The organism is Nocardioides sp. CPCC 205120 (assembly GCF_048654585.1).
In the GTDB taxonomy this organism is placed as follows: domain Bacteria; phylum Actinomycetota; class Actinomycetes; order Propionibacteriales; family Nocardioidaceae; genus Nocardioides.
The window spans coordinates 1447087-1471427 of sequence record NZ_JBMCYY010000001.1 but is presented as its reverse complement, the minus strand read 5'-3'; the positions used below and the strand labels follow the sequence as shown (position 1 = coordinate 1471427).

Annotated in this window: 20 protein-coding genes and 3 tRNA genes; 2 read left to right on the top strand and 21 right to left on the bottom strand. The window is 71.4% G+C overall.

Annotated elements, in window-relative coordinates:
• Positions 1-7: 7 nt before the first annotated feature.
• Positions 8-913: an NUDIX hydrolase gene (locus ACOACO_RS06860; RefSeq protein ID WP_420295493.1), complete on the bottom strand. Its 906-nt coding sequence runs from the start codon at positions 911-913 to the stop codon at positions 8-10.
• Between the two features lie 99 nt (positions 914-1012).
• On the opposite strand from ACOACO_RS06860, the gene ACOACO_RS06855 reads away from it, so the two are divergent.
• Positions 1013-2122: an acyltransferase family protein gene (locus ACOACO_RS06855; RefSeq protein WP_420295492.1), complete on the top strand. Its 1110-nt coding sequence runs from the start codon at positions 1013-1015 to the stop codon at positions 2120-2122.
• Here the strand turns inward: ACOACO_RS06855 and ACOACO_RS06850 are convergent.
• From ACOACO_RS06850 to ACOACO_RS06795, 12 genes are all read right to left on the bottom strand, one after another.
• Complete coding sequence (locus tag ACOACO_RS06850; protein WP_420295491.1) at positions 2037-2834, bottom strand: lysophospholipid acyltransferase family protein; 798 nt, start codon at positions 2832-2834, stop codon at positions 2037-2039. The genes ACOACO_RS06855 and ACOACO_RS06850 overlap by 86 nt on opposite strands.
• A gap of 46 nt (positions 2835-2880) precedes the next feature.
• Positions 2881-4155 carry a geranylgeranyl reductase family protein gene (locus ACOACO_RS06845; protein WP_420295490.1) on the bottom strand — a complete coding sequence of 425 codons (1275 nt, stop codon included), beginning with the start codon at positions 4153-4155 and terminating at the stop codon, positions 2881-2883.
• A gap of 86 nt (positions 4156-4241) precedes the next feature.
• Positions 4242-8138, bottom strand: coding sequence for a DNA-directed RNA polymerase subunit beta' (locus ACOACO_RS06840; RefSeq protein WP_420295489.1), 3897 nt, complete (start codon positions 8136-8138; stop codon positions 4242-4244).
• An 85-nt stretch (positions 8139-8223) separates the two neighbouring features.
• Complete coding sequence (rpoB, locus tag ACOACO_RS06835; protein WP_420295488.1) at positions 8224-11739, bottom strand: DNA-directed RNA polymerase subunit beta; 3516 nt, start codon at positions 11737-11739, stop codon at positions 8224-8226.
• Between the two features lie 245 nt (positions 11740-11984).
• Positions 11985-12935, bottom strand: a complete 951-nt coding sequence (locus ACOACO_RS06830) for an ABC transporter ATP-binding protein (RefSeq protein WP_420295487.1) — start codon at positions 12933-12935, stop codon at positions 11985-11987.
• 226 nt (positions 12936-13161) lie between these two features.
• A complete protein-coding gene (rplL, locus tag ACOACO_RS06825; RefSeq protein ID WP_420295486.1) occupies positions 13162-13548 on the bottom strand; it encodes a 50S ribosomal protein L7/L12 in 387 nt (128 codons plus the stop codon).
• 77 nt (positions 13549-13625) lie between these two features.
• Positions 13626-14252 carry a 50S ribosomal protein L10 gene (gene rplJ, locus ACOACO_RS06820; RefSeq protein WP_420295485.1) on the bottom strand — a complete coding sequence of 209 codons (627 nt, stop codon included), beginning with the start codon at positions 14250-14252 and terminating at the stop codon, positions 13626-13628.
• 369 nt (positions 14253-14621) lie between these two features.
• Positions 14622-15335, bottom strand: a complete 714-nt coding sequence (gene rplA, locus ACOACO_RS06815; protein WP_420295484.1) for a 50S ribosomal protein L1 — start codon at positions 15333-15335, stop codon at positions 14622-14624.
• A gap of 103 nt (positions 15336-15438) precedes the next feature.
• Positions 15439-15867, bottom strand: coding sequence for a 50S ribosomal protein L11 (gene rplK / locus ACOACO_RS06810; RefSeq protein ID WP_277497350.1), 429 nt, complete (start codon positions 15865-15867; stop codon positions 15439-15441).
• 109 nt (positions 15868-15976) lie between these two features.
• Positions 15977-16858 carry a transcription termination/antitermination protein NusG gene (gene nusG / locus ACOACO_RS06805; protein WP_420295483.1) on the bottom strand — a complete coding sequence of 294 codons (882 nt, stop codon included), beginning with the start codon at positions 16856-16858 and terminating at the stop codon, positions 15977-15979.
• Positions 16859-16913: 55 nt separating this feature from the next.
• Positions 16914-17174, bottom strand: coding sequence for a preprotein translocase subunit SecE (gene secE / locus ACOACO_RS06800; protein WP_346812509.1), 261 nt, complete (start codon positions 17172-17174; stop codon positions 16914-16916).
• 66 nt (positions 17175-17240) lie between these two features.
• A tRNA-Trp gene (locus ACOACO_RS06795) sits at positions 17241-17313 on the bottom strand.
• Between the two features lie 184 nt (positions 17314-17497).
• Here ACOACO_RS06795 and ACOACO_RS06790 point away from each other — a divergent pair.
• Positions 17498-18526 carry an adenosine deaminase gene (locus ACOACO_RS06790; RefSeq protein WP_420295482.1) on the top strand — a complete coding sequence of 343 codons (1029 nt, stop codon included), beginning with the start codon at positions 17498-17500 and terminating at the stop codon, positions 18524-18526.
• Here ACOACO_RS06790 and ACOACO_RS06785 read toward each other — a convergent pair.
• The 8 genes from ACOACO_RS06785 to ACOACO_RS06750 all read right to left on the bottom strand — a co-directional run bounded on the left by ACOACO_RS06785 (position 18523) and on the right by ACOACO_RS06750 (position 24297).
• The gene (locus ACOACO_RS06785) at positions 18523-19680 is read right to left on the bottom strand and encodes a UDP-N-acetylmuramate dehydrogenase (RefSeq protein ID WP_420295481.1); all 1158 of its coding nucleotides are present in this window, start codon (positions 19678-19680) and stop codon (positions 18523-18525) included. The two genes, ACOACO_RS06790 and ACOACO_RS06785, sit on opposite strands and share 4 nt — an antisense overlap.
• Positions 19595-19999: a MaoC/PaaZ C-terminal domain-containing protein gene (locus ACOACO_RS06780; RefSeq protein ID WP_420295480.1), complete on the bottom strand. Its 405-nt coding sequence runs from the start codon at positions 19997-19999 to the stop codon at positions 19595-19597. Before ACOACO_RS06780 ends, ACOACO_RS06785 begins: the two co-directional genes overlap by 86 nt.
• Positions 19996-20400 (bottom strand): FAS1-like dehydratase domain-containing protein, encoded by a 405-nt coding sequence (locus ACOACO_RS06775; RefSeq protein WP_420295479.1) that lies wholly within the window; start codon positions 20398-20400, stop codon positions 19996-19998. Before ACOACO_RS06775 ends, ACOACO_RS06780 begins: the two co-directional genes overlap by 4 nt.
• 100 nt (positions 20401-20500) lie before the next feature.
• On the bottom strand, positions 20501-20671 hold the full coding sequence (gene rpmG / locus ACOACO_RS06770) for a 50S ribosomal protein L33 (RefSeq protein WP_277497354.1): 171 nt from the start codon (positions 20669-20671) through the stop codon (positions 20501-20503).
• A 51-nt stretch (positions 20672-20722) separates the two neighbouring features.
• A tRNA-Met gene (locus ACOACO_RS06765) sits at positions 20723-20796 on the bottom strand.
• A 59-nt stretch (positions 20797-20855) separates the two neighbouring features.
• Positions 20856-20928: transfer RNA gene (locus ACOACO_RS06760), tRNA-Thr, on the bottom strand.
• Positions 20929-21110: 182 nt separating this feature from the next.
• Entirely contained in the window at positions 21111-23423 is a 2313-nt protein-coding gene (locus ACOACO_RS06755) for a PQQ-dependent sugar dehydrogenase (RefSeq protein WP_420295478.1), read from the bottom strand.
• A gap of 154 nt (positions 23424-23577) precedes the next feature.
• Positions 23578-24297, bottom strand: a complete 720-nt coding sequence (locus tag ACOACO_RS06750) for a hypothetical protein (RefSeq protein WP_420295477.1) — start codon at positions 24295-24297, stop codon at positions 23578-23580.
• Between the last annotated feature and the right edge of the window lie 44 nt (positions 24298-24341).

Genomic DNA, 24341 nt, shown 5'->3' with positions numbered 1-24341 from the left:
ATCCGCCCTACAGCCCCAGTGCGTAGCGCACGGTGTCGCGCACGTCGACCGCGCCCCCCAGCACGTCCTCCACCGCGTGCCAGGCCGCGGCGTCGGTGGTGCCGCCCTCGTCGAGCACCCGCGGCTCGACGGAGTCGTCGACCGCGCGGGCGGCGTAGAGCAGGTGCACGCCGTGGAAGTCCTCGGTCGCCCCGTTCGGCGCCGTGCCGACGAAGTGGGTGTCGTGCACGCCGAGCACGTTGCCGACCTCGACCTCGACGCCGGTCTCCTCCCGCACCTCGCGGGCGACCGTCACCATCGGCGGCTCGCCGTGCTCGACCCCCCCGCCCGGCAGCGCCCACTGCCCCGGGTGGGGGCCGCGGACGGAGTTGCGGGTCAGCAGCACCTCGTCAGGCGCGAGGCCCGACGGGTCCTGCGGCCCGCCGCGCCGCACCACGGCGTACGCGCCCACCCGCTGGCGTCGCTGCGGCAGCAGGTCCGCCAGCGCCTCCGACACCATCGGCACCACGGGCACCTCGCCCGCCCGCACCGCGGCCAGGGGGACCCACGCCGCCTCGACCGTCGACCCGTCGACCTCGACGACCCGCGGCTCGGGCGAGTCCGGTGGCACGCGGCCCGCGTAGACGATCCGCAGCGCGTGCGCGTCGACGCGTCGGCCCTCGCGCCAGGCGCCCGGCAGGTGGGCGGAGTAGACCCGGGCGACGTCACCGACCTCGGCCCGCAGCCCCGTCTCCTCGTGCACCTCGCGGACCACCGCGTCCCGCGGGTCCTCGCCGTGGTCGAGGCCGCCGCCGGGCAGCGTCCACAGCTCGTCCTTCGTCACGCGCGGCGCCAGGCGGCTCAGCAGCACGTGCCCGTCCCGCACGATCACCGCGTAGGCGGCGACGCGCTGGCGACGGGGAAGGGAGCTCACCACCCCAACCTAACGGGGCGCCCGACGCGACCCGGAGCACCCCCACGAGCCCTCCCACGGCGGGCGGGGCGGGTGGAACGCCCCCGTTATGTTCGAAGGATGTCCGCTCCCCGGGACCCCTGGCTCGACAACGTCAAGATGCTGCTCGTCACCTCCGTGGTGGTCGGGCACGTCCTCGCCGTCCTGACGGTGCCGGACCCGTTCCGCGACCACCTCTACGACGCCCTCTACGTCGTGCACATGCCCGCCTTCCTGCTCGTCACGGGCTACCTCTCGCGCCGCGCCGGGTGGTCGCGCCGCCACCTCGGCGCCCTCCTGCGGACCATGGTGGTGCCGTACGTCGTGTTCTCGCTGCTGCTGTGGGGGCTGCGCCACGCCCACACCGGGGAGGGCACCGAGGAACGCCTCCTGCTCGAGCCGTTCTGGGCGATGTGGTTCCTCGCGGCCCTCGTCGTGTGGCGCCTGGCGACCCCGGTGCTGCGCGCCCACCCGCTCGTCGTCCCGGCCTCGGTGGTCGTCGCCCTGACCGCGCCCGCGTGGAGCCTCGACGTGCTCGCGCTGGAGCGCGTCCTGCAGTTCCTGCCGTTCTTCGTCGTCGGCCTCCACGCCCGCCGCGAGTGGCTGGAGCGCCTCCACCAGCCGTTGGCCCGGGTGCTCGGCGTGCTCGCGCTGCTCGGCGTGTGGGCGGCGACCGCCCACCTCGACCGGTGGGCCGGCACCGACTGGCTCTTCAACGACCACGCCTACGCCGAGCTCGGCGTCGACTTCTCCGCCGGCGTCGCCACCCGCGCGGCGCTCCTGGCGCTGTCGGCCGCCGGCGCCCTCGCCGTGCTGGCGCTGGTGCCGACCGGCGAGCGGTGGTTCACGGCCCTCGGCGCCCGGTCGATGACCGTCTACCTCGGCCACACCCTCGTGGTGCAGGCGGTGCAGTACGACGGGCTCCTCGCCGACCTCGACGCCGCTCCGGCGCTCCTCGCCGGCGTCGTCCTGGGCACGGCGGTCGCGGTCGGTCTCGCCACTCCCCCGGCGGTCCGCGCGCTGCGCTGGCTCGTCGACCCCGTCGCGGCGGTGCGCGAGCTGCGTGCCCGGCCGCAGGTGCTGCCCGCCGTACCCGCTAAGGGCGTCAGCCCGACCGGCCCCACGGGCCCCACACCGGCCGCACCGCGCTCCGCGGCAGGAGATCGAGCTCCCGAGCCTGCTCGGGCGTGAGCGCGTGCCCGCCCAGGTGCGCGGGGTACCAGGGCGCGTGCTCGCCCGGCCGCGGCCGGTGGTGGGGCCGGGTCTGCAGCTCCTCGAGGACCGCGGTGAGCCGGTGCCCGAGGTCGACCGTCGCCGCGGTGAGGTCCGCGCCGGGAGCGACCCGCACCGTGGAGTCGAGCCGGATGTCGACCCGGCGGCCGCGCCGGCTGAAGTCCGGCGGCGGCTCGGAGCCCCACGGCGTGCGGCCCACCGTCCAGATCCGCTGCGCGCCCCACAGCCCGCCCACGACGATCGGGGCGCCCGTCTCGCGGGCCAGCGCCGCGGCGCCGCGCATGAGCCCGCGCACCGTGTAGGAGTACGAGATCCCCGCCTCCGGGAACAGGCCCACCACCTCGCCGCCGCGCAGCAGGTCGCGGGCGCGCAGGTACGCCGCCGCCGGGGCGTCCCGGTCGACCGGCACGTGCCCCATCCGGTCCAGCGGCCACGCCGCCGGCGTGTGCCACATGATCTCGCGGCACAGGAACCGGGGGCGGCGGCCCCGCTCGTGCGCCGGCGCCCCGAGGAACAGGAAGTCCAGGTACGACGCGTGGTTCGCCACGAGGATCGCCGGGCCCTCGCGGGGCACCAGCTCGACGCCCTCGAGGTGCACGTCGAGACGCAGCGCGCGGAACGCGGCGCGGGCGGCGACGGTCGTCGCGCGGTAGGTCAGCTCGGCGGGCACGGTCGTGGTTCGGCGGGAGGGCCGGCGCGGATCGGTCGGGCCCGCGTCAGGCGAACGGGGCCCGGGCGTCCCGGGCCATCGACAGCCGGCCCGCCCCGCGCCACAGGCGCGCGGCGAGGTCCCGGTCCTCGTCGTCGACGAGGTTGCCCATCCAGCGCAGGGCCAGCGTCATGCCCAGGCGCGAGCGCATGCCGACCGGACCGAGGCGCGCGAGCAGCCCCGGCACGGTGACGAGCCCGGCGAGCCGGCGGGCCACGGAGAACGACTCCCCGTAGTGCGCGACCAGCTGCTCGCGCCACACGTCGGTCAGGTCCCGGTGCGTGCCCTGGGCCAGCAGGTCCGCGACCATGCGGCCCGTCTCGAGCCCGTAGTCGATGCCCTCGCCGTTGAGGGGGTTCACGCACGCCGCGGCGTCGCCGATGAGCGCCCAGTTGGGCCCGGACACGCCACTGACGGCGCCGCCCATCGGCAGCAGGGCCGAGGCCGGCATGCGCAGCTCGTCGCCCAGACCGAACGCCTCGCGCTGCTGGTCGGCGTACAGGCCCATGAGGGGGCGGATGGCCACGTCGGCCGGCCGCTTCGCCGTCGCCAGCGTGCCGGCGCCGAGGTTCACCTCGCCGTCGCCGAGCGGGAAGATCCAGCCGTAGCCCGACAGCACCTCGCCGTCGGCGCCGCGCAGCTCGAGGTGCGAGCTGATCCACGGGTCGTCGGCGTGGGTGGCCGACGAGACGTACGAGCGGCCCGCGACGCCGTAGACCGTGTCGCGGTGCCACTCCCGACCGAGCTGCTTGCCCAGGGGCGAGCGCACGCCGTCGGCGACGACGAGCCGCCGGCAGCGGATCTCGCCCCGCTGGGGGGTGCCGTCCTCGCCCGCCTGCTCCACCACGACGGCGGTGACGGCGCCGCGGTCGCCCGCGGCCCGCCGTACCCCCACCGCACGGGCACCGTCGACGGCCACCGCCCCCGCCGACACGGCGAGGGTGCGCAGCCGGTCGTCGAGCTCGGTGCGGGCGACCGCGGACCCCCAGTTGGGCAGCGAGCCGCCGGGCCAGGGCAGCAGCAGCGTCTGCCCGAAGCCGTGGGCCCGCAGGCCGAGGTTGACGGGGTGCGTGCGCAGCCAGTCCTCCAGGCCGAGGCGCACCAGCTCCCCCACCGCGCGCGGCGTCAGGCCGTCGCCGCAGGTCTTGTCGCGGGGGAAGGTGGCGGCGTCGAGGAGCACGACGTCGAGCCCGTGGCGCGCGGCCCACGTCGCGGCCGCCGAACCGGCGGGGCCCGCGCCGACGACGAGCACGTCGGTCTGCTCCGGGAGGGTCTGCGTCACCGGCCCATCCTCCCACGCAGCCCCCGGACGCGGACCGGCCCGCCCCCGCGTGCAGCGGGGACGGGCCGGTCGTGGTGACGCGTCGATCAGGCCTGGTAGGACCCGAAGTCGAAGTCGTCCAGAGCGACGGCCTGGCCGCCACCCGTGTTGCCGAACTCGTAGTCGTAGGAGTCGTAGCCCTGGACCGAGTACGCCGCCGCGCGGGCCTCCTCCGTGGGCTCCACCCGCACGTTGCGGTACCGCTCGAGACCGGTGCCCGCCGGGATCAGCTTTCCGATGATCACGTTCTCCTTCAGGCCGCGCAGGCTGTCGGAGCGACCGTTGATCGCCGCGTCCGTCAGCACCCGGGTGGTCTCCTGGAAGGAGGCCGCCGAGAGCCACGACTCGGTGGCGAGCGAGGCCTTCGTGATGCCCATCAGCACCGGACGACCCGAGGCCGGCTTGCCGCCCTCGGACACCACGCGCCGGTTCTCCGTCTCGAACCGCACGCGGTCCACGAGGTCGGAGGGCAGCAGGTTGGTGTCGCCCGACTCGATGACCGTCACGCGACGCAGCATCTGCCGCACGATGATCTCGATGTGCTTGTCGTGGATCGCCACGCCCTGGCTGCGGTACACGCGCTGGACCTCGTCCACCAGGTGCTTCTGCGCGGCACGCACGCCGAGGATGCGCAGGACGTCCTGCGGGTCCTCCGTGCCGAGCGTCAGCTTCTGGCCGACCTCCACGTGGTCGCCGTCGGCGACCAGGAGGCGCAGACGCTTCGAGACCGGGTACTCCTGCTCCTCGGAGCCGTCGTCCGGCGTGATGACCACGGTCCGCGCCTTGTCCGTGTCGTCGATACGCACGCGGCCGGCGGCCTCGGCGATCGGCGAACGACCCTTGGGCGAGCGCGCCTCGAACAGCTCGACCACGCGGGGCAGACCCTGCGTGATGTCGTCGGCCGAGGCCACACCACCCGTGTGGAAGGTACGCATCGTCAGCTGCGTGCCGGGCTCGCCGATCGACTGCGCGGCGATGATGCCGACCGCCTCACCGATGTCCACGAGCTTGCCGGTCGCCAGCGAGCGGCCGTAGCACTTCGCGCAGGTGCCGGTGGCCGCCTCGCAGGTGAGCACCGAGCGGACCCGGACCTCCTCGATGCCGGCCTCGACGAGCTGCGCGATCTTGACGTCACCGAGGTCACCGCCCGCCTCGACCAGGACCTCGCCGGTCTCGGGGTGGGTGATCTCCGTGGACGCCGACCGGGCGTACGCCGCGGTCTCGACGTTCTCGGCCTTGCGGACGACACCGTCCTCGCCGCGCTCGCCGATCTGCTTGGGCAGACCGCGCTCGGTGCCGCAGTCGTCCTCACGGATGATGACGTCCTGCGACACGTCGACGAGACGACGCGTCAGGTAGCCCGAGTCGGCCGTCCGCAGCGCGGTGTCGGCCAGACCCTTGCGGGCACCGTGGGTGGCGATGAAGTACTCCAGGACGGTCAGGCCCTCGCGGAAGTTGGACTTGATCGGCCGCGGGATGATCTCGCCCTTCGGGTTGGCCACGAGACCTCGCATGGCCGCCACCTGACGGATCTGGTTCATGTTTCCGGAGGCGCCCGAGTCGACCATCATGTAGATGGGGTTGGCCCGGTCGAAGTTGGCCTCCATGGCCGAACCGACCTTGTCCGCCGCCTGCGTCCAGATCTCGATGAGCTCCTGGCGACGCTCGTCGTCGGTGATCAGACCGCGCTCGTACTGCTTCTGGATCTTCTCCGCCAGCGCCTCGGAACCCTTGAGGATCTCGGCCTTCTCGGCGTCCGGGGTCGTGACGTCGTCGATCGAGACGGTCACGCCCGAGCGGGTCGCCCAGTGGAAGCCGGTGTCCTTCAGGGCGTCCAGGGACGCCGCGACCTCGACCTTGCTGTACCGCTCGGCCAGGTCGTTGACGATCGCGCCGAGCTGCTTCTTGCCCACCTCGTAGTTCACGAAGGGGTAGTCGCCCGGGAGCGTGTCGTTGAAGATCGAGCGGCCCAGGGTCGTCGTCAGCGCGACGGTCTGGCCCGGCTCGAAGCCCTCGATCTCCTCGCCCAGCGGCGGCACGATGTCGTCGAAACGGATCGTGACCTTGCTCTGCAGGGTGATCTCGCCGCGGTCGAACGCCATGATCGCCTCGGCCGGCGTGCGGAACGCACGACCCTCGCCGGGCTCGCCCTCGCGGTCGGTCGTCAGCCAGAAGAGGCCGATGATCATGTCCTGCGACGGCATCGTCACGGGACGGCCGTCCGACGGCTTGAGGATGTTGTTCGTCGACAGCATGAGGATGCGGGCCTCGGCCTGCGCCTCCGCGGACAGCGGCAGGTGCACGGCCATCTGGTCACCGTCGAAGTCGGCGTTGAACGCGCCGCACACGAGCGGGTGGATCTGGATGGCCTTGCCCTCGATCAGCTGCGGCTCGAACGCCTGGATGCCGAGACGGTGCAGCGTGGGTGCGCGGTTCAGCAGCACCGGGTGCTCGGTGATGACCTCCTCCAGCACGTCCCAGACCACGGCGTAGCGGGCGCCCGACGTGGCGCGCTCCACCATCCGCTTGGCCGACTTGATGTTCTGCGCGTGGGACAGGTCCACGAGGCGCTTCATCACGAACGGCTTGAAGAGCTCCAGCGCCATCTGCTTGGGCAGACCGCACTGGTGCAGCTTCAGCTGCGGGCCGGAGACGATGACCGAACGACCCGAGTAGTCGACGCGCTTGCCGAGCAGGTTCTGGCGGAAGCGACCCTGCTTGCCCTTGAGCATGTCGGAGATCGACTTCAGGGGCCGGTTGCCCGGGCCCGTCACCGGGCGACCGCGGCGGCCGTTGTCGAACAGCGAGTCGACGGCCTCCTGCAGCATCCGCTTCTCGTTGTTGACGATGATCTCCGGCGCGCCGAGGTCGAGCAGGCGCTTGAGCCGGTTGTTGCGGTTGATGACGCGGCGGTACAGGTCGTTCAGGTCGGACGTCGCGAAGCGACCACCGTCGAGCTGCACCATCGGGCGCAGCTCCGGCGGGATCACCGGGACGGCGTCGAGCACCATGCCGACGGGCTGGTTGCCCGTCTTGCGGAACGCGTCGACGACCTTGAGGCGCTTGAGGGCACGGACCTTCTTGGCGCCCTTGCCGTTGGCGATCGTGTCGCGCAGCGACTCGACCTCGGCCTCGATGTCGAAGTCCGCGAGGCGGCGCTGGATGGCAGCGGCGCCCATGAAGCCCTCGAAGTACTTGCCGAACCACGACTTCATCTCGCGGTAGAGCATCTCGTCGCCCATGAGGTCCTGGACCTTGAGGCTCTTGAAGGTGTCCCAGACCTCGTTGAGGCGGTCGATCTCGCGCTGCGCACGGTCGCGCAGCTGCTTCATCTCCCGCTCGGCGCCGTCGCGCACCTTGCGCTTGGCGTCGGCCTTGGCACCCTCGGCCTCGAGCGCCGCCAGGTCCTCCTCGAGCTTGCGCGCGCGGTCCTCGACCGAGGTGTCGCGGCGCTTCTCGAGCAGCTCGCGCTGCTGGGAGACCTTGCCCTCGAGCGAGGACAGGTCGCGGTGACGCGCCTCCTCGTCGACGGAGGTGATCATGTAGGCCGCGAAGTAGATGACCTTCTCGAGGTCCTTCGGGGCGAGGTCGAGCAGGTAGCCGAGCCGGCTGGGAACACCCTTGAAGTACCAGATGTGGGTCACCGGGGCGGCGAGCTCGATGTGGCCCATCCGCTCGCGGCGGACCTTCGAGCGGGTCACCTCGACGCCGCAGCGCTCGCAGATGATGCCCTTGAAGCGGACGCGCTTGTACTTGCCGCAGTAGCACTCCCAGTCCCGGGTGGGACCGAAGATCTTCTCGCAGAAGAGACCGTCACGCTCCGGCTTGAGCGTGCGGTAGTTGATGGTCTCGGGCTTCTTGACCTCACCGTGGCTCCAGGCACGGATGTCGTCCGGGCTGGCGAGCCCGATGCGGAGCTGGTCGAAGAAGTTCACGTCGAGCACGTTGGGTTGTCCTTCGTTAGTTCTGTGCGATCACGACTTGACCGAGGGGGCCGGGGCGCGCCGTGCGGCGCGCCCCGGCGGCACCTCAGACTTCCTCGACCGAGCTGGGCTCGCGCCGCGACAGGTCGATACCGAGCTCCTCGGCGGCGCGGAAGACGTCCTCCTCCGCGTCGCGGAGCTCGATCATCGAGCCGTCCTGGCTGAGCACCTCGACGTTGAGGCAGAGGGACTGCATCTCCTTGACGAGCACCTTGAACGACTCCGGGATGCCCGAGTCGGGGATGTTCTCGCCCTTGACGATCGCCTCGTACACCTTCACGCGGCCCGGCACGTCGTCGGACTTGATGGTGAGCAGCTCCTGGAGGGCGTAGGCCGCGCCGTACGCCTCCATGGCCCACACCTCCATCTCGCCGAAGCGCTGGCCACCGAACTGGGCCTTACCGCCCAGCGGCTGCTGCGTGATCATCGAGTACGGACCCGTGCTGCGCGCGTGGATCTTGTCGTCGACCAGGTGGTGGAGCTTGAGGATGTACATGTAGCCCACCGACACGGGCGCCGGGAACGGCTCACCGGAACGGCCGTCGAACAGGTTGGCCTTGCCGGTGGAGTCGATCATGCGGACGCCGTCGCGGTTCGGGATCGTCGCGCCCAGCAGGCCCGTGATCTCGTCCTCGCGCGCACCGTCGAAGACCGGCGTCGCGACCTTCGAGTTCGGGTTCGCCTGGTCGGCGCCGATGGAGATCAGGCGCTGCTTCCAGTCGGCGGAGTCCGGGTCGCCCGAGAGGTTCAGGTCCCAGCCCTGCTTGGCGAGCCAGCCCAGGTGCAGCTCGAGGATCTGGCCGATGTTCATGCGTCGCGGCACACCCAGCGGGTTGAGCACGACGTCGACCGGCGTGCCGTCCTCCATGAACGGCATGTCCTCGATCGGCAGGATCTTCGCGATGACGCCCTTGTTGCCGTGACGGCCGGCGAGCTTGTCACCCACGGAGATCTTGCGCTTCTGCGCCACGTAGACGCGCACCAGCTGGTTCACGCCCGGGGGCAGCTCGTCGCCCTCCTCGCGGTCGAAGACGCGGACGCCGATGACCGTGCCGGACTCGCCGTGCGGCACCTTCATCGAGGTGTCGCGCACCTCGCGCGCCTTCTCGCCGAAGATCGCGCGGAGCAGGCGCTCCTCGGGGGTCAGCTCGGTCTCGCCCTTGGGCGTCACCTTGCCGACGAGGATGTCACCGGTCGTGACCTCGGCGCCGATGCGGATGATGCCGCGCTCGTCGAGGTCGGCCAGCATCTCCTCGGACACGTTCGGGATGTCCCGCGTGATGTCCTCGGGGCCGAGCTTGGTGTCGCGCGCGTCGACCTCGTGCTCCTCGATGTGGATCGAGGTGAGCATGTCCTCCTGCACGAGGCGCTGGCTGAGGATGATCGCGTCCTCGTAGTTGTGGCCCTGCCACGGCATGAACGCCACGAGGAGGTTCGCACCCAGCGCCATCTCGGCGTCGTCGGTGCAGGGACCGTCCGCGATCGGCGTGCCGACCTCGACGCGGTCACCCTCGTTGACCAGCGGGCGCTGGTTGATGCAGGTGCCCTGGTTCGAGCGCTTGAACTTCGCGAGGCGGTACGTCGAGTACGTGCCGTCGTCGTTCATGGTCTCCACGGAGTCCGCGGAGACGTCCTTGACGACACCCGCGTTCTCCGCGACGACGACGTCACCGGCGTCGACCGCGGCACGCAGCTCCATGCCCGTGCCGACGAACGGCGAGTCGCTGCGGATGAGCGGCACGGCCTGGCGCTGCATGTTGGCGCCCATGAGCGCGCGGTTGGCGTCGTCGTGCTCGAGGAACGGGATGAGCGCCGTCGCGACCGACACCATCTGGCGCGGCGAGACGTCCATGTAGTCCACCTCGTCGGCGAGGATCGCGTCGACCTCACCGTTCTTCTGGCGGACCAGGACGCGCTCCTCGACGAAGCGCATGTCGTCGTCGAGCGGGGCGTTCGCCTGCGCGATGACGTAGCGGTCCTCGTCGTCGGCCGTCAGGTAGTCGATCTGGTCGGTGACCCGGCCCTCGACGACCTTGCGGTACGGCGTCTCCACGAACCCGAACGGGTTGATCCGACCGAAGGACGCGAGCGAGCCGATGAGGCCGATGTTCGGGCCTTCCGGGGTCTCGATCGGGCACATGCGGCCGTAGTGGCTGTGGTGGACGTCGCGGACCTCCATGCCCGCGCGGTCACGGGACAGACCACCGGGGCCGAGCGCGGAGAGTCGACGCTTGTGCGTCAGGCCCGCGATCGGGTTGGTCTGGTCCATGAACTGGCTGAGCTGCGAGGTGCCGAAGAACTCCTTCAGCGCCGCGACGACCGGCCGGATGTTGATGAGCGACTGCGGCGTGATGGCCTCGACGTCCTGCGTCGTCATGCGCTCGCGCACGACGCGCTCCATGCGGGCCAGACCGGTGCGGAGCTGGTTCTGGATCAGCTCGCCCACGGCGCGCATGCGGCGGTTGCCGAAGTGGTCGATGTCGTCGGCGGAGACCTTGACCGGCTTCTCGTCCGGACCGACGACGACCTGCCCGGTGGCGTCGGTGAAGTCGGGGGCCTCCTGCGGCACGCCGGCCTCGTGCAGCTGCACGAGGTAGCGGACCGTGGCGACGATGTCGTCGATGGTCAGCGTCTGCTGGTCGAAGGCCTGGCCGACGCCCAGCTTCTTGTTGATCTTGTAGCGGCCGACCTTCGCCAGGTCGTAGCGCTTCGGGTTGAAGTAGTAGTTGTTCAGCAGCGTCTGCGCGGCCTCGCGCGTCGGCGGCTCGCCCGGGCGCAGCTTGCGGTAGATGTCGAGGAGCGCGTCGTCCTGGTTGGTGGTGTTGTCCTTCTCCAGGGTCAGCATCATCGACTCGTACTGGCCGAACTCCTCGCGGATCTGCTCGTTCGTCCAGCCGAGCGCCTTGAGGAGGACCGTGACGTTCTGCTTGCGCTTGCGGTCGAGGCGGACGCCGACCATGTCGCGCTTGTCGATCTCGAACTCGAGCCAGGCACCGCGCGAGGGGATGACCTTGGACGTGTAGATGTCCTTGTCCGAGGTCTTGTCGGCGGTGCGCTCGAAGTACACGCCCGGGGAGCGGACGAGCTGCGAGACCACGACACGCTCGGTGCCGTTGATGATGAAGGTGCCCTTGCGGGTCATCATGGGGAAGTCGCCCATGAAGACCGTCTGGCCCTTGATCTCACCGGTCTCGTTGTTGGTGAACTCGGCCGAGACGTAGAGCGGCCGGGAGTAGGTGAAGTCCTTCTCCTTGCACTCGTCCTCGGTGTACTTCGGGTCGACGAACACCGGGTTCTCGAACGAGAGCGACATCGTCTCGGAGAAGTCCTCGATGGGGGAGATCTCCTCGAAGATCTCCTCGAGACCCGACTTGGGGGACACGTCCTCGCCGGCGTCGAGCCGGGCCTGGACCTGCTCCTCCCAGCCCTCGTCACCGATCAGCCACTGGAAGCTCTTGATCTGCAGGTCGAGCAGCTGGGGGACTTCCAGCGGCTCGCTGATCTTCGCGAAAGAGATGCGACGGGGGTTGTTACCAGCGTTGTTGCTCGCGGCCAAGACCATTCCTTCGGGGTAATCACGGAAGGTTGGCGCCGGCCGACCACTCGATCAGCCACCGGGCAGGCGATCGGCATATGAGGGCAGGCGCAAAGCGCAAACTTACCCTGTTCGTCAAGGGCGCGCAAGACACGGCGCAGCGAGGCGCCGCCGGCAGCCCGACGTCGCCGCCGATCATGTCCCCCGCGCCGCGGAGGCGTCAAGCGCACCCGCCGTACGACGGGCTCCCCGCCCCGAGGAGCGGCGCCGGCTCAGCGGGCGAAAGCCGCCGACTGGCTCTCGAACGAGCCCGGCGGCGCGGTCAGGCCGTGCTCGCGCAGCCACGACCCCGGCTCGCGCTGGCTGCGGCGCGGGATGCCGTTCGACGGCTCGAGCTGCAGCGGGATCGGCGGCAGCGGCGGCAGCTCCTGGCCGGCCTCGGCGGCGAGCTCCCCCGCGTCCTTCTCCTCCGACATGCCGATGGGCCCGACGCGCTGGGCGTTGAGGAACTGGCGCACGACCGGCTCCTCCGAGCTCAGCAGCATCTCGCGCGGCCCGAACATCGCCAGGTGCTTGTGGTAGAGCAGGCCGATGTTGTCCGGCACGGTCCGGGCGGTGTTGATGTCGTGGGTGACGATGAGGAAGGTCGCGTCGATCTGCGCGTTGAGGTCCACGATCAGCTGGTTGAGGAACGCGGTGCGCACCGGGTCGAGGCCCGAGTCGGGCTCGTCGAACAGCACGATCTCCGGGTCGAGCACGAGGGCGCGGGCGAGGCCGGCGCGCTTGCGCATCCCGCCGGAGATCTCGCCGGGGAGCTTGTCCTCCGCACCGACGAGGCCCACCAGGTCCATCTTCTCCATGACGATGTCGCGGATGTCGGACTCCGACTTGCGGGTGTGCTCGCGCAGGGGGAAGGCGACGTTGTCGTAGAGGTTCATGGAGCCGAACATCGCGCCGTCCTGGAACAGCACGCCGAAGAGCTTGCGGATCTCGTAGAGGTCCTTCTCCGAGCACGTGGCGATGTCGGTGCCCTCGATGACGATCGAGCCCGTGTCGGGCTTGAGCAGCCCGATGAGGGCCTTGAGGAAGACGGACTTGCCGGTTCCGGAGGGGCCGAGCATCACGCAGATCTCGCCGGCGGGGACGGTCAGGCTCACGTCGCGCCAGATGACCTGCTTGCCGAAGGACTTCGTCAGTCCGTCGACCTTGATCTCCACACCCATGCGTGACACTCCTCGGCGTTCGGGTCCTCGGCACGTTGGTCGCGGTCGCGACCGGTCCACCCGGATGGACAACTGCCGATGTCACCCGATGTTACGCGCATCACTCAGGACGGGTCGAGGCCGCCCGGGGACGCGACGAGGGCGGCCACCCCTGGGGGTGGCCGCCCTCGCGACAGGTGCCGGGACGAGGTCCCGGCGGGCCCGGGTCAACCGACCCGGGCAGGAGTCACTTGAGCGTGACCGTGGCGCCGGCGCCCTCGAGGGCCTCCTTGGCCTTCTCGGCCGTCTCCTTGTTGGCGCCCTCGAGGACGGCCTTGGGGGCCGACTCCACGAGCTCCTTGGCCTCCTTCAGGCCGAGGGAGGTCAGGGCGCGCACCTCCTTGATGACGTTGATCTTCTTGTCACCGGCGGACTCGAGGACGACGTCGAACTCGTCCTTCTCGGCCTCCGCCTCGGCGGCGGGGGCACCCGGGCCGGCGGCGGCCGCGACGGCGACCGGAGCGGCGGCGGTGACGCCGAACGTCTCCTCGAACTGCTTCACGAACTCGGAGAGCTCGATGAGGGTGAGCTCCTTGAAAGCCTCGAGGAGCTCGTCGGTGGTGAGCTTCGCCATGGTGGCGTTCCTTCCTTCTCAGGCCCGTGGTCGACGACCGACGGACCGGGTTATCTCAGGTGGTGGGTGCCTCGGCCTCAGGCCTCGGCGGGGGTGTCCTCGGTGGCGTCCGCCGTGGCGGGCTCCTCCGGGGACTCCTCGGCAGCGGCTGCGGCCGGCTCACCGGCACCACCTGCGAGGACTGTGGGGTCGTTCTCGGCCTTCTCCTGCAGGGCCGCGGCGAGCCGGGCGGTCTGCGAGGGGAGGGCGTTGAACGCGTAGAGCGCCTGGGACAGCGTCGCGGTCAGCGCGCCGGCAACCTTCGCCAGCAGCACCTCACGGGACTCGAGGTCGGCCAGCTTGGCGATCTCGGCAGCGTCGAGCTGCTTGCCGTCCAGGACGCCGCCCTTGATGACGAGGGCGGGGTTCGCCTTGGCAAAGTCACGCAGACCCTTGGCCGCCTCGACGACGTCGCCCTTGATGAAGGCGATCGCGGTCGGGCCGGTCAGCAGGTCGTCGAAGCCGTCGATGCCCACCTCGTTGGCGGCGATCTTGGCCAGCGTGTTCTTGACCACGGCGTAGTTGGCGTTCTCGCCGAGGGAGCGCCGCAGGGTCTGCAGCTCCTTCACGGTGAGACCGCGGTACTCGGTCAGCACAGCGCCGGCGGCATCGTTGAACGACTCAACGATCTCCGCGACGGCGGCAGTCTTCTCTGGCCGCGCCATGGGTCTCCTTCCGAACTACGGTCGTCGAGACCGTCGCCCGGCCCGCGGAACGACGAACGCCCCGAGCGCAGGCTCGGGGCGTGGGCAGCGGCGCTCGCGCGCCGGTTCTCACTCTCCGCACCTACGCTGGTCGTCCGCTGCTGCGGCACCTTCGGTCGCTCCGGGCCCGGGGGCACGACGCGACGACCGGCGGTCTCTGGTTGCGAGACGAGACTGTACGGCGCGGGGGGCGCCGTACCAAATCGGGACCGCGCACCGCCCCACCACCCGGGGGGAGGACGCAGGCCGGCGACGACGCAGGCCCGCCCCGGCGAACCGGGACGGGCCTGCGTGCGGGTACTGCTGCGGTGCCAGGTGAGCGCTGGGCGCTCAGATCTCCTCGTCGGTCGCGACCGACTTGATGCGGTTGGGGTCGACCTGGATGCCGGGGCCCATCGTCGTGGAGACGGTGACCTTCTTGATGTAGCGACCCTTGGAGGCCGACGGCTTGAGCCGCAGCACCTCCTCGAGGGCGGCGGCGTAGTTCTCCGCGAGCTGCGACTCGGAGAAGGAGGCCTTGCCGATGATGAAGTGGAGGTTCGCGTGGCGGTCGACGCGGAACTCGATCTTGCCGCCCTTGATCTCCGTGACGGCCTTCGCGACGTCGGGCGTCACCGTGCCGGTCTTCGGGTTCGGCATGAGGCCGCGGGGGCCGAGCACGCGACCGAGGCGACCGACCTTGCCCATCATGTCGGGCGTGGCGACGACGGCGTCGAAGTCCGTCCAGCCGCCGCTGACCTTCTCGATGAGCTCGTCGCCACCGACGAAGTCGGCGCCGGCCTCACGGGCGGCGTCGGCCTTGTCCGCGTTCGCGAACACGAGGACGCGGGCGGTCTTGCCGGTGCCGTGGGGCAGGTTGACGGTGCCGCGCACCATCTGGTCCGCCTTGCGGGGGTCGACGCCGAGACGCATGACGACGTCCAGGGTCTCGTCGAACTTCTTCTTGCTCACCGACTTCGCGAGGGTGATGGCCTGCAGCGGGCTGTGGAGCTCGTCCTTGTCGAACGCCTCGGCCGCTGCGCGGTAGGTCTTGCTGCGCTGCATGTCTGGGTCTCTTTCCTGCCAGGTGTGGTCGTCGAGCCAGCGCGGCTCTGCCACAGGTGCGATGGGGGGCTCGTGGCCGGCCGGGACCGGCCGACGGGCGAGGTCAGTCGGTGGTGATGCCCATGGAGCGGGCGGTTCCCTCGACGATCTTGATCGCGGCGTCGATGTCGTTCGCGTTCAGGTCGGGGAGCTTCGTCGTGGCGATCTCCCGGACCTGGTCCTTCGTCAGGTTCGCGACCTTGTCCTTGTGCGGGACGCTCGAGCCCTTCTTCAGGCCGGCGGCCTTCTTGATGAGCTCCGCGGCCGGAGGGGTCTTGGTGACGAAGGTGAACGAGCGGTCCTCGTAGATCGTGATCTCGACCGGGACCACGTTGCCGCGCATGGACTCCGTCTGGGCGTTGTACGCCTTGCAGAACTCCATGATGTTGACGCCGTGCGGACCGAGCGCGGTACCGACCGGCGGGGCGGGCGTCGCGGCGCCGGCCTGCAGCTGCACCTTGACGAGTGCAGCGATCTTCTTCTTCGGAGGCATGTCCTGGGTCCTCTTCCTGTTCTCGTGGTCTTGACGAGTCGGGCGCGTGCGCCGTCCTCTGCCACCTGGTGTCGCGGCTCCGACCGGAGCCAGCGGGTCCGACCTGCGGTCAGACCTTCTGGATCTGGTTGAAGCTCAGCTCGACCGGGGTCTCCCGGCCGAAGATCTCGACGAGGGCCTTGACCCTCTGCGACTCGGCGTTGATCTCCGTGATCGTCGCGTGGAGCGTGGCGAACGGGCCGTCCACCACCATCACCGAGTCCGACACGTCGAAGTCGGCGACCTCGACGGGGCGCTTGACCTGCGGGGCGCCGGCGGCGGCGGGGATGCCCGCGGCCTGCGCGTCGGCCGCGGCCTTCGCCTCGACCGCCGGGGCGAGCATGCTCTCGACCTCCGAGAGGCTCAGCGGCACCGGCTGGTTGCTGTGACCGACGAAGCCGGTCACGGACGGCGTGTGGCGCACGGCGGCCCACGACTCGTCCGTCAGGTCCATGCGGACGAGGACGTAGCCGGGGAGCACGGTGCGGCGGACCAGCTTGCGCTGGCCGTTCTTGATCTCCGCGACCTCCTCGGTGGGGACCACGATCTCGTGGATGTAGTCCTCCATGTTGAGGGAGATGATGCGGTTCTCGAGGTTCGCCTTCACCCGGTTCTCCATGCCGGAGTAGGTGTGCACGACGAACCAGTCGCCCGGCTTCGCCCACAGCTCGCGACGGAACTGCTCGAGGGGGTCCTCCTCCTCGGCGTCGGCGTCGGCGTCGGCGTCGTCGTCGTCGGCAACGGCGTCCTCGGCGGTCGGCTCGTCGGCCGCGTCCTCACCGAGGGCGTCACCGAGGTCGTCGGCAGCGTCGTCGTCGGCGTCGGGCGCCTCGACGTCGTCGGCCTCCTCGTCGAGGACGGGGGTCGCGTCCTCCGCCTCCGGCGTGGTCTCGACCGTCGTCTCCTCGTCACCGAGGGCGTCGTGCTGCTCCGACACGTTCTGCTCCGTCATCTGTCCTTCTACTGCTGGGGATGTCGCGGGCTGCGACGGGGGTCGGTGGACCCGGTCACTCGCTCGTCGTGAAGATCTCGAAGCTCAGCCTTCCGAAGCCGAGGTCGAGGAGCGAGACGAGGACCATCATGACGAGCACGAACACCATCACCACGATGAAGTAGGTGACGAGCTGCGGCTGCGTCGGCCAGACCACCTTGCGCAGCTCGGCGACGACCTGCTTGTAGTAGGTCAGCGGACCGGTCCGGGGCTTGCGCTCCTCCGGACCACGAGCGTCGTCGTCCCTCGAGCTGCGCACCGCGCTCTCGTCCGACACGCTGTCCACCCTTCGTCGCCTTCTGTGCGTCCGCGCTCCCGGGGACCGGGACCACGGTGTTCCTCGCAGGGCACGAGGGACTTGAACCCCCAACCTTCGGTTTTGGAGACCGATGCTCTGCCAGTTGAGCTAGTGCCCTACGGCGGTCCCCGAGCATCCGGCGCCCCCGGTCTCCCGGGCGCAGCGGATCCTGTGGCAGGACCACCAGCAGCCGAGTGTAGGGGTTCGGGTCGCACCGCGTCCAAATGCGTCGCGGGCGCGACCCCGGCGCCACCTCTCGGGCCACCCGCCGAGCCACGGGGGCCCCGCCTAGGGTGAGGCCCATGGACGCCCCGGCCCGCTCGATCACCACCCTGCCGAAGGCCCACCTGCACCTGCACTTCACGGGCTCCATGCGGCACGCGACGCTCCTGGAGCTGGCCGAGCGCGACGGGGTCGCCCTGCCCGACGCCCTGGTGCGCGACTGGCCGCCGCGGCTCTCGGCGGGCGACGAGAAGGGCTGGTTCCGCTTCCAGCGCCTCTACGACGTGGCCCGCTCGGTGCTGCGCACGCCCGACGACGTCCGCCGGCTCGTGCGGGAGGCCGCCGAGGACGACGTGCGCGACGGCGGGCGCTGGCTGGAGATCCAGGTCGACCCGAGCGGGTACGGCGCGCGCTTCGGCGGCATGACCGCGTTCACCGACCTCGTGCTCGACGCCGTGCGGGAGGCCTCGGCCGCGACCGGGCTCGGCATGGCCCTCGTGGTCGCGGCGAACCGCACGCGGCACCCGCTGGACGCCCGGGCGCTGGCCCGCCTGGCGGCGCAGTACGCCGGACGCGGCGTCGTCGGGTTCGGGCTGTCCAACGACGAGCGACGCGGCACGACGGCGGACTTCGCCCGCGCCTTCGCGATCGCCCGGCGCGCGGGCCTCGCGCTCGTGCCCCACGGCGGCGAGCTGCTCGGCCCCGCCTCGGTGACGGCGGTGCTCGACCACCTCGGCGCGGACCGCATCGGCCACGGCGTGCGGGCCGCCGACGACCCCCGGGTGCTGGACCGCGTGGTGGCTGCCGGGGTGGCCCTCGAGGTGTGCCCGACCTCGAACGTGTCCCTCGGGGTGTTCTCCGACCTCACCTCGGTGCCGCTGCCCGAGCTGCTCGCGGCCGGCGCCACGGTGGCGCTGGGCGCCGACGACCCGCTGCTGTTCGGCTCCCGGCTGGCCGGCCAGTACGCCACGATGCGCGCGGCGCACGACCTGGGCGACGACGTGCTGGCCGAGCTGGCCCGCATGTCGTTCCGGGCGGCCCGCATGCCCGAGGACCTCCGCGCCGCCTGCCTGGCCGACGTCGACGCCTGGCTGGCCGCCCCCGCCTAGAGGGCGCAGCCGACCGTCACGGGCTCGTTGACGAGGCGCACGCCGTACGCCCGCTCCACCCCGTCGCGCACGGTGCGGGCGAGCTCGAGCAGCTCGGCCGTCGTCGCGCCACCGCGGTTGGTCAGCGCCAGGGCGTGCTTCGTGGAGAGGCTCGCGCGGGCGTCGGGCCGCACGGCGTACCCCTTGCCGAACCCCGCGTGGTCGATGAGCCAGGCGGCGCTCGTCTTGACGCGCCCGTCGGGCTGCGGGAAGGCCGGCGCCTCCGCCGGGAGGGCGGCCGCCTGCTCGGCGTCGAGGATCGGGTTGGTGAAGAACGACCCCGCGCTCCAGGTGTCGGGGTCGGCGTCGTCCAGCACCATGCCCTTGCCCGAGCGCAGCGCGAGGACGGCGCGGCGGACGTCGGCCAGCGGCGCCCGCTCCCGCGGCTCGACCCCGAGGGTGCGCGCGAGCTCGGCGTAGCGCACGGGCCCGCCCAGGCGGCCCACGCGCAGCTGGAAGGTCACCTCGAGCACCAGGTAGCGGTCGGGCTCGGCCTTGAACCGGCTGTGGCGGTAGCCGAACCCGCAGTCGGCGGCGAGGAACGTGCGCTGGCGGTCCTCGGCGCGGTCCCAGGTGCGCACCGACGCGATCGTGTCGGCCACCTCCTGGCCGTAGGCCCCGACGTTCTGCACGGGCGTGGACCCGACGGCACCCGGGATGCCCGAGAGCGCCTCGAGGCCCACCCAGCCCGCGGTGACGGCGCGGGCGACGAACGGGTCCCACGGCTCCCCCGCCGCGACGGTGACGGTGACCCCGCTGCAGCTGGCCGCGTCGCCGCCCTCGGCGTCGTGGTCGGCCACGACGCCGCGCGTCGCGACCTTCACGACGGTGCCGTCGAAGCCCGCGTCGGCCACCACGAGGTTGGAGCCGCCGGCCACGAGCAGCACCGGCTCGCCCGCCGCGTCGGCCGCGCGCACGACGGCGACGAGCTCGTCGGTCGTCGTGGCCTCGACGAAGCGGCGCGCCGGGCCCCCGAGGCGCAGCGTCGTGTGGTCGGCCAGCAGCACCGGGGCCGGGCCGGGACCGGCCTCAGGCACGGACGACCGCCCGGGGGTTGCCGAGCACCTTCGTGCCCCCGCACGTGACCTCGAGGGCGAGGTGCGCCAGGCCGTCATCGACGGAGCGCACGGTGCCGGCGACGACCACCTCCACGCCCGCGTCGTCGTCGGGCACGACGACCGGGTTCGTGAACTTCGCGCCCAGCTCGACGACCTCGGCGCCGTCGGTCCACTCCGCGACGGCGCGGGCCGCGAGGGCCTGGGTGAACATGCCGTGGGCGATGACGCCCGGCAGGCCGACCGCGGTCGCCACCCGGTCGGACCAGTGGATCGGGTTGCGGTCGCCGCTCGCCCCGGCGTACCGGACGAGGTCGGCGCGGGTGACGGCGTACGTGCGGGGCTCGAGCACCTGCCCGGCCTCCAGCGCGGCGCTCACGCGGCACCGCCCCGGTGCACGAGCACGGCGCTGGTGGTGCACACCGCGACGCCGTCGGCGTCGGTGACGTCGCTGCGGATGCCGATGATGTCGTTGCCGCCGATCTGACGGAGGGACGCGACCGTCAGGCCCGTGCTCAGCTCGTCGCCGACCGCCAGCGGGCGCGCGTAGGCGAACTTCTGCTCCCCGTGGACGATGCGGGACAGGTCGACGCCCACCTCGTCGAGGAAGTCGCTCATGGCGGCGAACGCCAGCACGATCGGGAAGGTCGCGGGCACGGGGCCCCCGGGGGTGTACGGCGTGCCGCTCGCCGCGGCGAACTCCGCCACCCGCTCCTCGCTGACGCGGTACGGGCTGGTCGCGGGGAACGTGCGCCCCACCAGCGTGCTGTCCAGGCTCATGCGTCTCACGCTAGCGGTTACCACCCGGTCTCCTGCGAACGGCGAGACGGCCGCCCCCCGGTGCGGGGAGCGGCCGTCTCGACACGAGCGGGAGGGACCGTCAGCGGGTCTCGCGGTGACCCGTGTGCGTCCGGCAGCGCGGGCAGAACTTCTTCAGCTCCATGCGGTCGGGGTCGTTGCGACGGTTCTTCTTGGTGATGTAGTTGCGCTCCTTGCAGTCCACGCACGCAAGCGTGATCTTGGGGCGAACGTCGGAGCTCTTGGAGGCCACGGGAGAAGTCCTTCTGGTCGTTGCTGCGTCGTGTTGCTGCGTCAGGTCTTGTAGCGGGAGCGGGACTTGAACCCGCGACACCACGATTATGAGTCGTGTGCTCTAACCACCTGAGCTACCCCGCCATTCCGGGCGGAGGGCTCCCGGGTCCGGTCGCGTGACCGGACCCGGGAATCCAACCCAGAGCCCCTTTACGGAATCGAACCGTAGACCTTCTCCTTACCATGGAGACGCTCTGCCGACTGAGCTAAAGGGGCAAGCGACGAGGAAGCATACACACGCGGGTCGGGAACGAGAAATCGACTCCGCATGCCCTCGCGACAGCGTCATACGACGCCCTCACCAGGCACTTTCCTACCACGCGCACGTCCGTCCCGCGCAGTCGGCCACGGGGTCTCCGGGCCTCCTGCACGGGACGGACGCTCAGGTGCTCAGCGCGTCACCGCGAGACGCGGTAGCGCGCGTACTGCGCCGCGACCTCCCCCGGGCGGATGGCCCGGTCGAGGAACACGAGCTCGTCCATGCGGCAGTTGCACGGGTTCTGCTCGCGCGTGTTCTGCGGGTAGGAGCCGCCGATCTTGATGCCGCGCGGCAGCGTCGGGCTGGTGCCCGTGCCGTCCACCTGCCAGGGGTCGCCCGTGGTGGTGTACGACGCCCGCAGCGGCAGCCCGTTGCGGTAGAGCCGCATCTCGCCCGTCGTGTAGTCGAACGTCGCCGCCAGGTGCACCCAGGTGTCCGCCGGCAGGATCGTGCGCCAGTCGGCGTGGGCCGCCAGCGTCTTCGAGGCGCCGTCGTCGAGGCGACGACCGAGGGCGACCAGCTTGAGCTGACCGTCCACGTTGATGAGCTCCAGCAGCGCCCGGACGCCGTGGCCGTCCGAGTTGCCGCTCAGCACCCCGGCGAGGCCGACCGCGTTGTAGCGGTCGTCCGGCGCGGGCGTGTTCGAGTTCAGCAGCGGGTACTGGTCGCCGCTCATCTTGAACCAGCCCATGACGGTGATCTGCTCGGCACCGGCGAACCGGTCGAGGCTCGCGACGCCGTTCGGGTCGTAGACGCCGGCCCGCCAGTCGTCGTTGCCCGCCTGGCCGGGGTTCACCTGCTGCGTCTGCAGCGACGAGATGCTGCCACCGAAGGCGGGGTCGAGCACCCGCTGGCGCTTGCCCCCGTTGACCAGGTTGAGCAGCGTGCCCGACGCGCCCGCGTCCTCCTCGCGGGTGCCGTCGACCGCGAGCGGGTGCTCGAAGTCGTAGCGCGCCACGACGTCGTCGGCGACCGACGGCGAGACCGGGTCGGTGCGCGGCGCGATCTTCGTGCCGACGACCTTCCAGACCTTGCCGTTCGCCTTCGCCAGCAGGTAGAGCTCACCGGCGGAGTCGGTGCCGAAGCGCAGGTCGACGCGGGTGTCGCCCGCGAGGTCGGTCATGCGCACGCGGCGGCCCGACGTGTCGAACAGCTGCATCTCGTTGAGGTCGGCCTCACGGTCGCGCTCCTGGCGCATCTGGTTGGCCTGGGCCCAGTAGACGCGCCCGTCGACGATGTCACCGAAGACGTACTTGCCGCGCAGGTGGGGCAGACGACCGCGGTAGACGTAGCCGCCCCCGATCGCGTGACCGGAGTCGGCCGCGCACGGCCAGCCGGCCGGCGGGTCGTGGTCGTAGGCGATGACCGGGTAGGTGTAGCCGTACTGCTCGTCGTCCTCCGGCAGCGGGTACAGGGCGCACTCGTCGTCCGGGTCGAACGTGAACCGGCCCTCGCGCTCGCTCCAGCCGAAGTTGTCGCCGGCGCGGACCTCGTAGACGGCCTCGATGGCCCGCTGGCCGATGTGGCCGAGGTACATCCGGTGCGGCCGGGCCGAGTCCCACGAGAAGCGGTGCGGGTCGCGCATGCCCAGGGCGTAGATCTCGCCGATCCAGCCCTCCTGGCCGACGAACGGGTTGTCGGCGGGCACGCCGTACTGGCCGTTGGGGCCGTTCGTGCCCGTCGGGTCGATCCGCAGGATCTTGCCGTACGGCGTCGCGGGGTCCTGGGGCACGTCGGTGCCCAGCGCGGCGCCGCCGTCGCCCACCGCGAGGTAGAGCAGGCCGTAGTCGGCGCTGCCCGGCTGCGCGGTCGGGTTGAAGTCGATCTGCTGGATCGCGTGGATCTGCGAGAAGAACCCCAGGCGCATGACCTCGCGCCGGGTGCCGCTGAAGGTGTCGGCCGACGGGTCCTCGGCGGTCCACTCCGTGACCACCGAGTGGGAGAACTCACGGCTCTGGCCCGGGTAGGTCAGCGGCTTGGTGCCGATGGCGCCGAACTGCTCGCTGTGGACCGTGTAGAAGACGCCGTTGGTCTCGAACTCCGGGTGGAAGGTCGCGAAGCCGAAGCCCGTGCCCATGCCGCGGCCGGAGAAGAAGTCCGGGAACTGGGCCCGCACGTCGAGGTAGACCTGCTCCTCGCCGTCCTCGAGGAAGTAGAGCGGTCCGTTGAGGTCGGGCACGAACTGGCGGCCGGACCCGTCGGGCACGTCGCCGATGTGGTTGATGCGGGCGTGGCGCTGGAGGCGGTAGTCGGTCGCCGGCGGCACCGTCTCGGTCCTGGGGAACTGGTGGTACTCCTCCAGCACGAGGCCCAGGGAGGCCTGCGCGGGGTCGTTCGGCACGGGGTCGGCGATCCGGTCGTCGGTCCCGGCCCCGGCGCTGGTGGCGGGGCCGATCAGCCCCACGACCAGCGCGGTGGCCGCGGCTGCGGCCCACCTTCGGGTGCTTCTCATCAGACGTGCTCCTCGTCTCCCCCGCGTTACCGTGGGGGTGGTTGATGAAACCGCTGCCGGTGGCCGCCGGCAGCCGCGCCGCCCTCGACCCCTCGGGCCGGGGGCGGCGTGCTCGGTGGGCGCCGCGCGGGGGTCCCCGGCGCGGCGCGGGCGCTCAGACCGCGACGGTCCCGAGCGCGACGAGACCGCGGACGCGGCCGTGGTTGTCGAACGACCCGAAGCCGATCCGGCCCCCCGTGAAGGTGCGGTCGGTGGCGGTCATCAGCGGCTCGCGCGCGCCGTCGAGGCGCACGGCGATGCGACCGGTGCGGACGTCGACGTCCAGGTGCACGCGGTGCCAGTCGGTGTCGTCGATCGCCGGGGGTGCACCCACGGTGCCGTCCCACTGGTCGTCGATGCGCAGGCGGTCGGCGTCCTCGACGCGGAACAGCCCGTTGTGGGGGTAGATCGTGTTGTCCTGCGACAGGTGCGCGTAGTGGAAGCGCGTCGGGGACGTGTAGTTCCACACGAGCACGACGTCGCGGTCGTTGCGGGTGACCGGCTCGTCGATGCGCACCTCCGCCGTCAGCCGGAACGACGACAGTGCGGGGCCGCGGGTCACCACGGCGTACTCGAAGGGGCGACGGGGGCCCGTCGGTGCCGTGCCGCGCTCGACGAGCACGACGTCGCGGCCGGTGAAGGCCCACTTGGCGGGGGTGAGGGGCGCCCAGTCGGACGCGCGGGCCCGGGGCCTGACGACGGCGGTGCGACGGTGCCCGCCGCCCGCGGCGGCGGGGCCCGCGAGCGGTCCCGCCACCGCCCCGGCCGCGAGGGCGACCGGGGCGAGGAGGGCGGTGCGACGGCGTACGACGGTGGACGCGCTGCGACCGTTCATGGTGTTCCTTCCCGAGAGGAACCCGCCGGACCCGACCGGCGGGG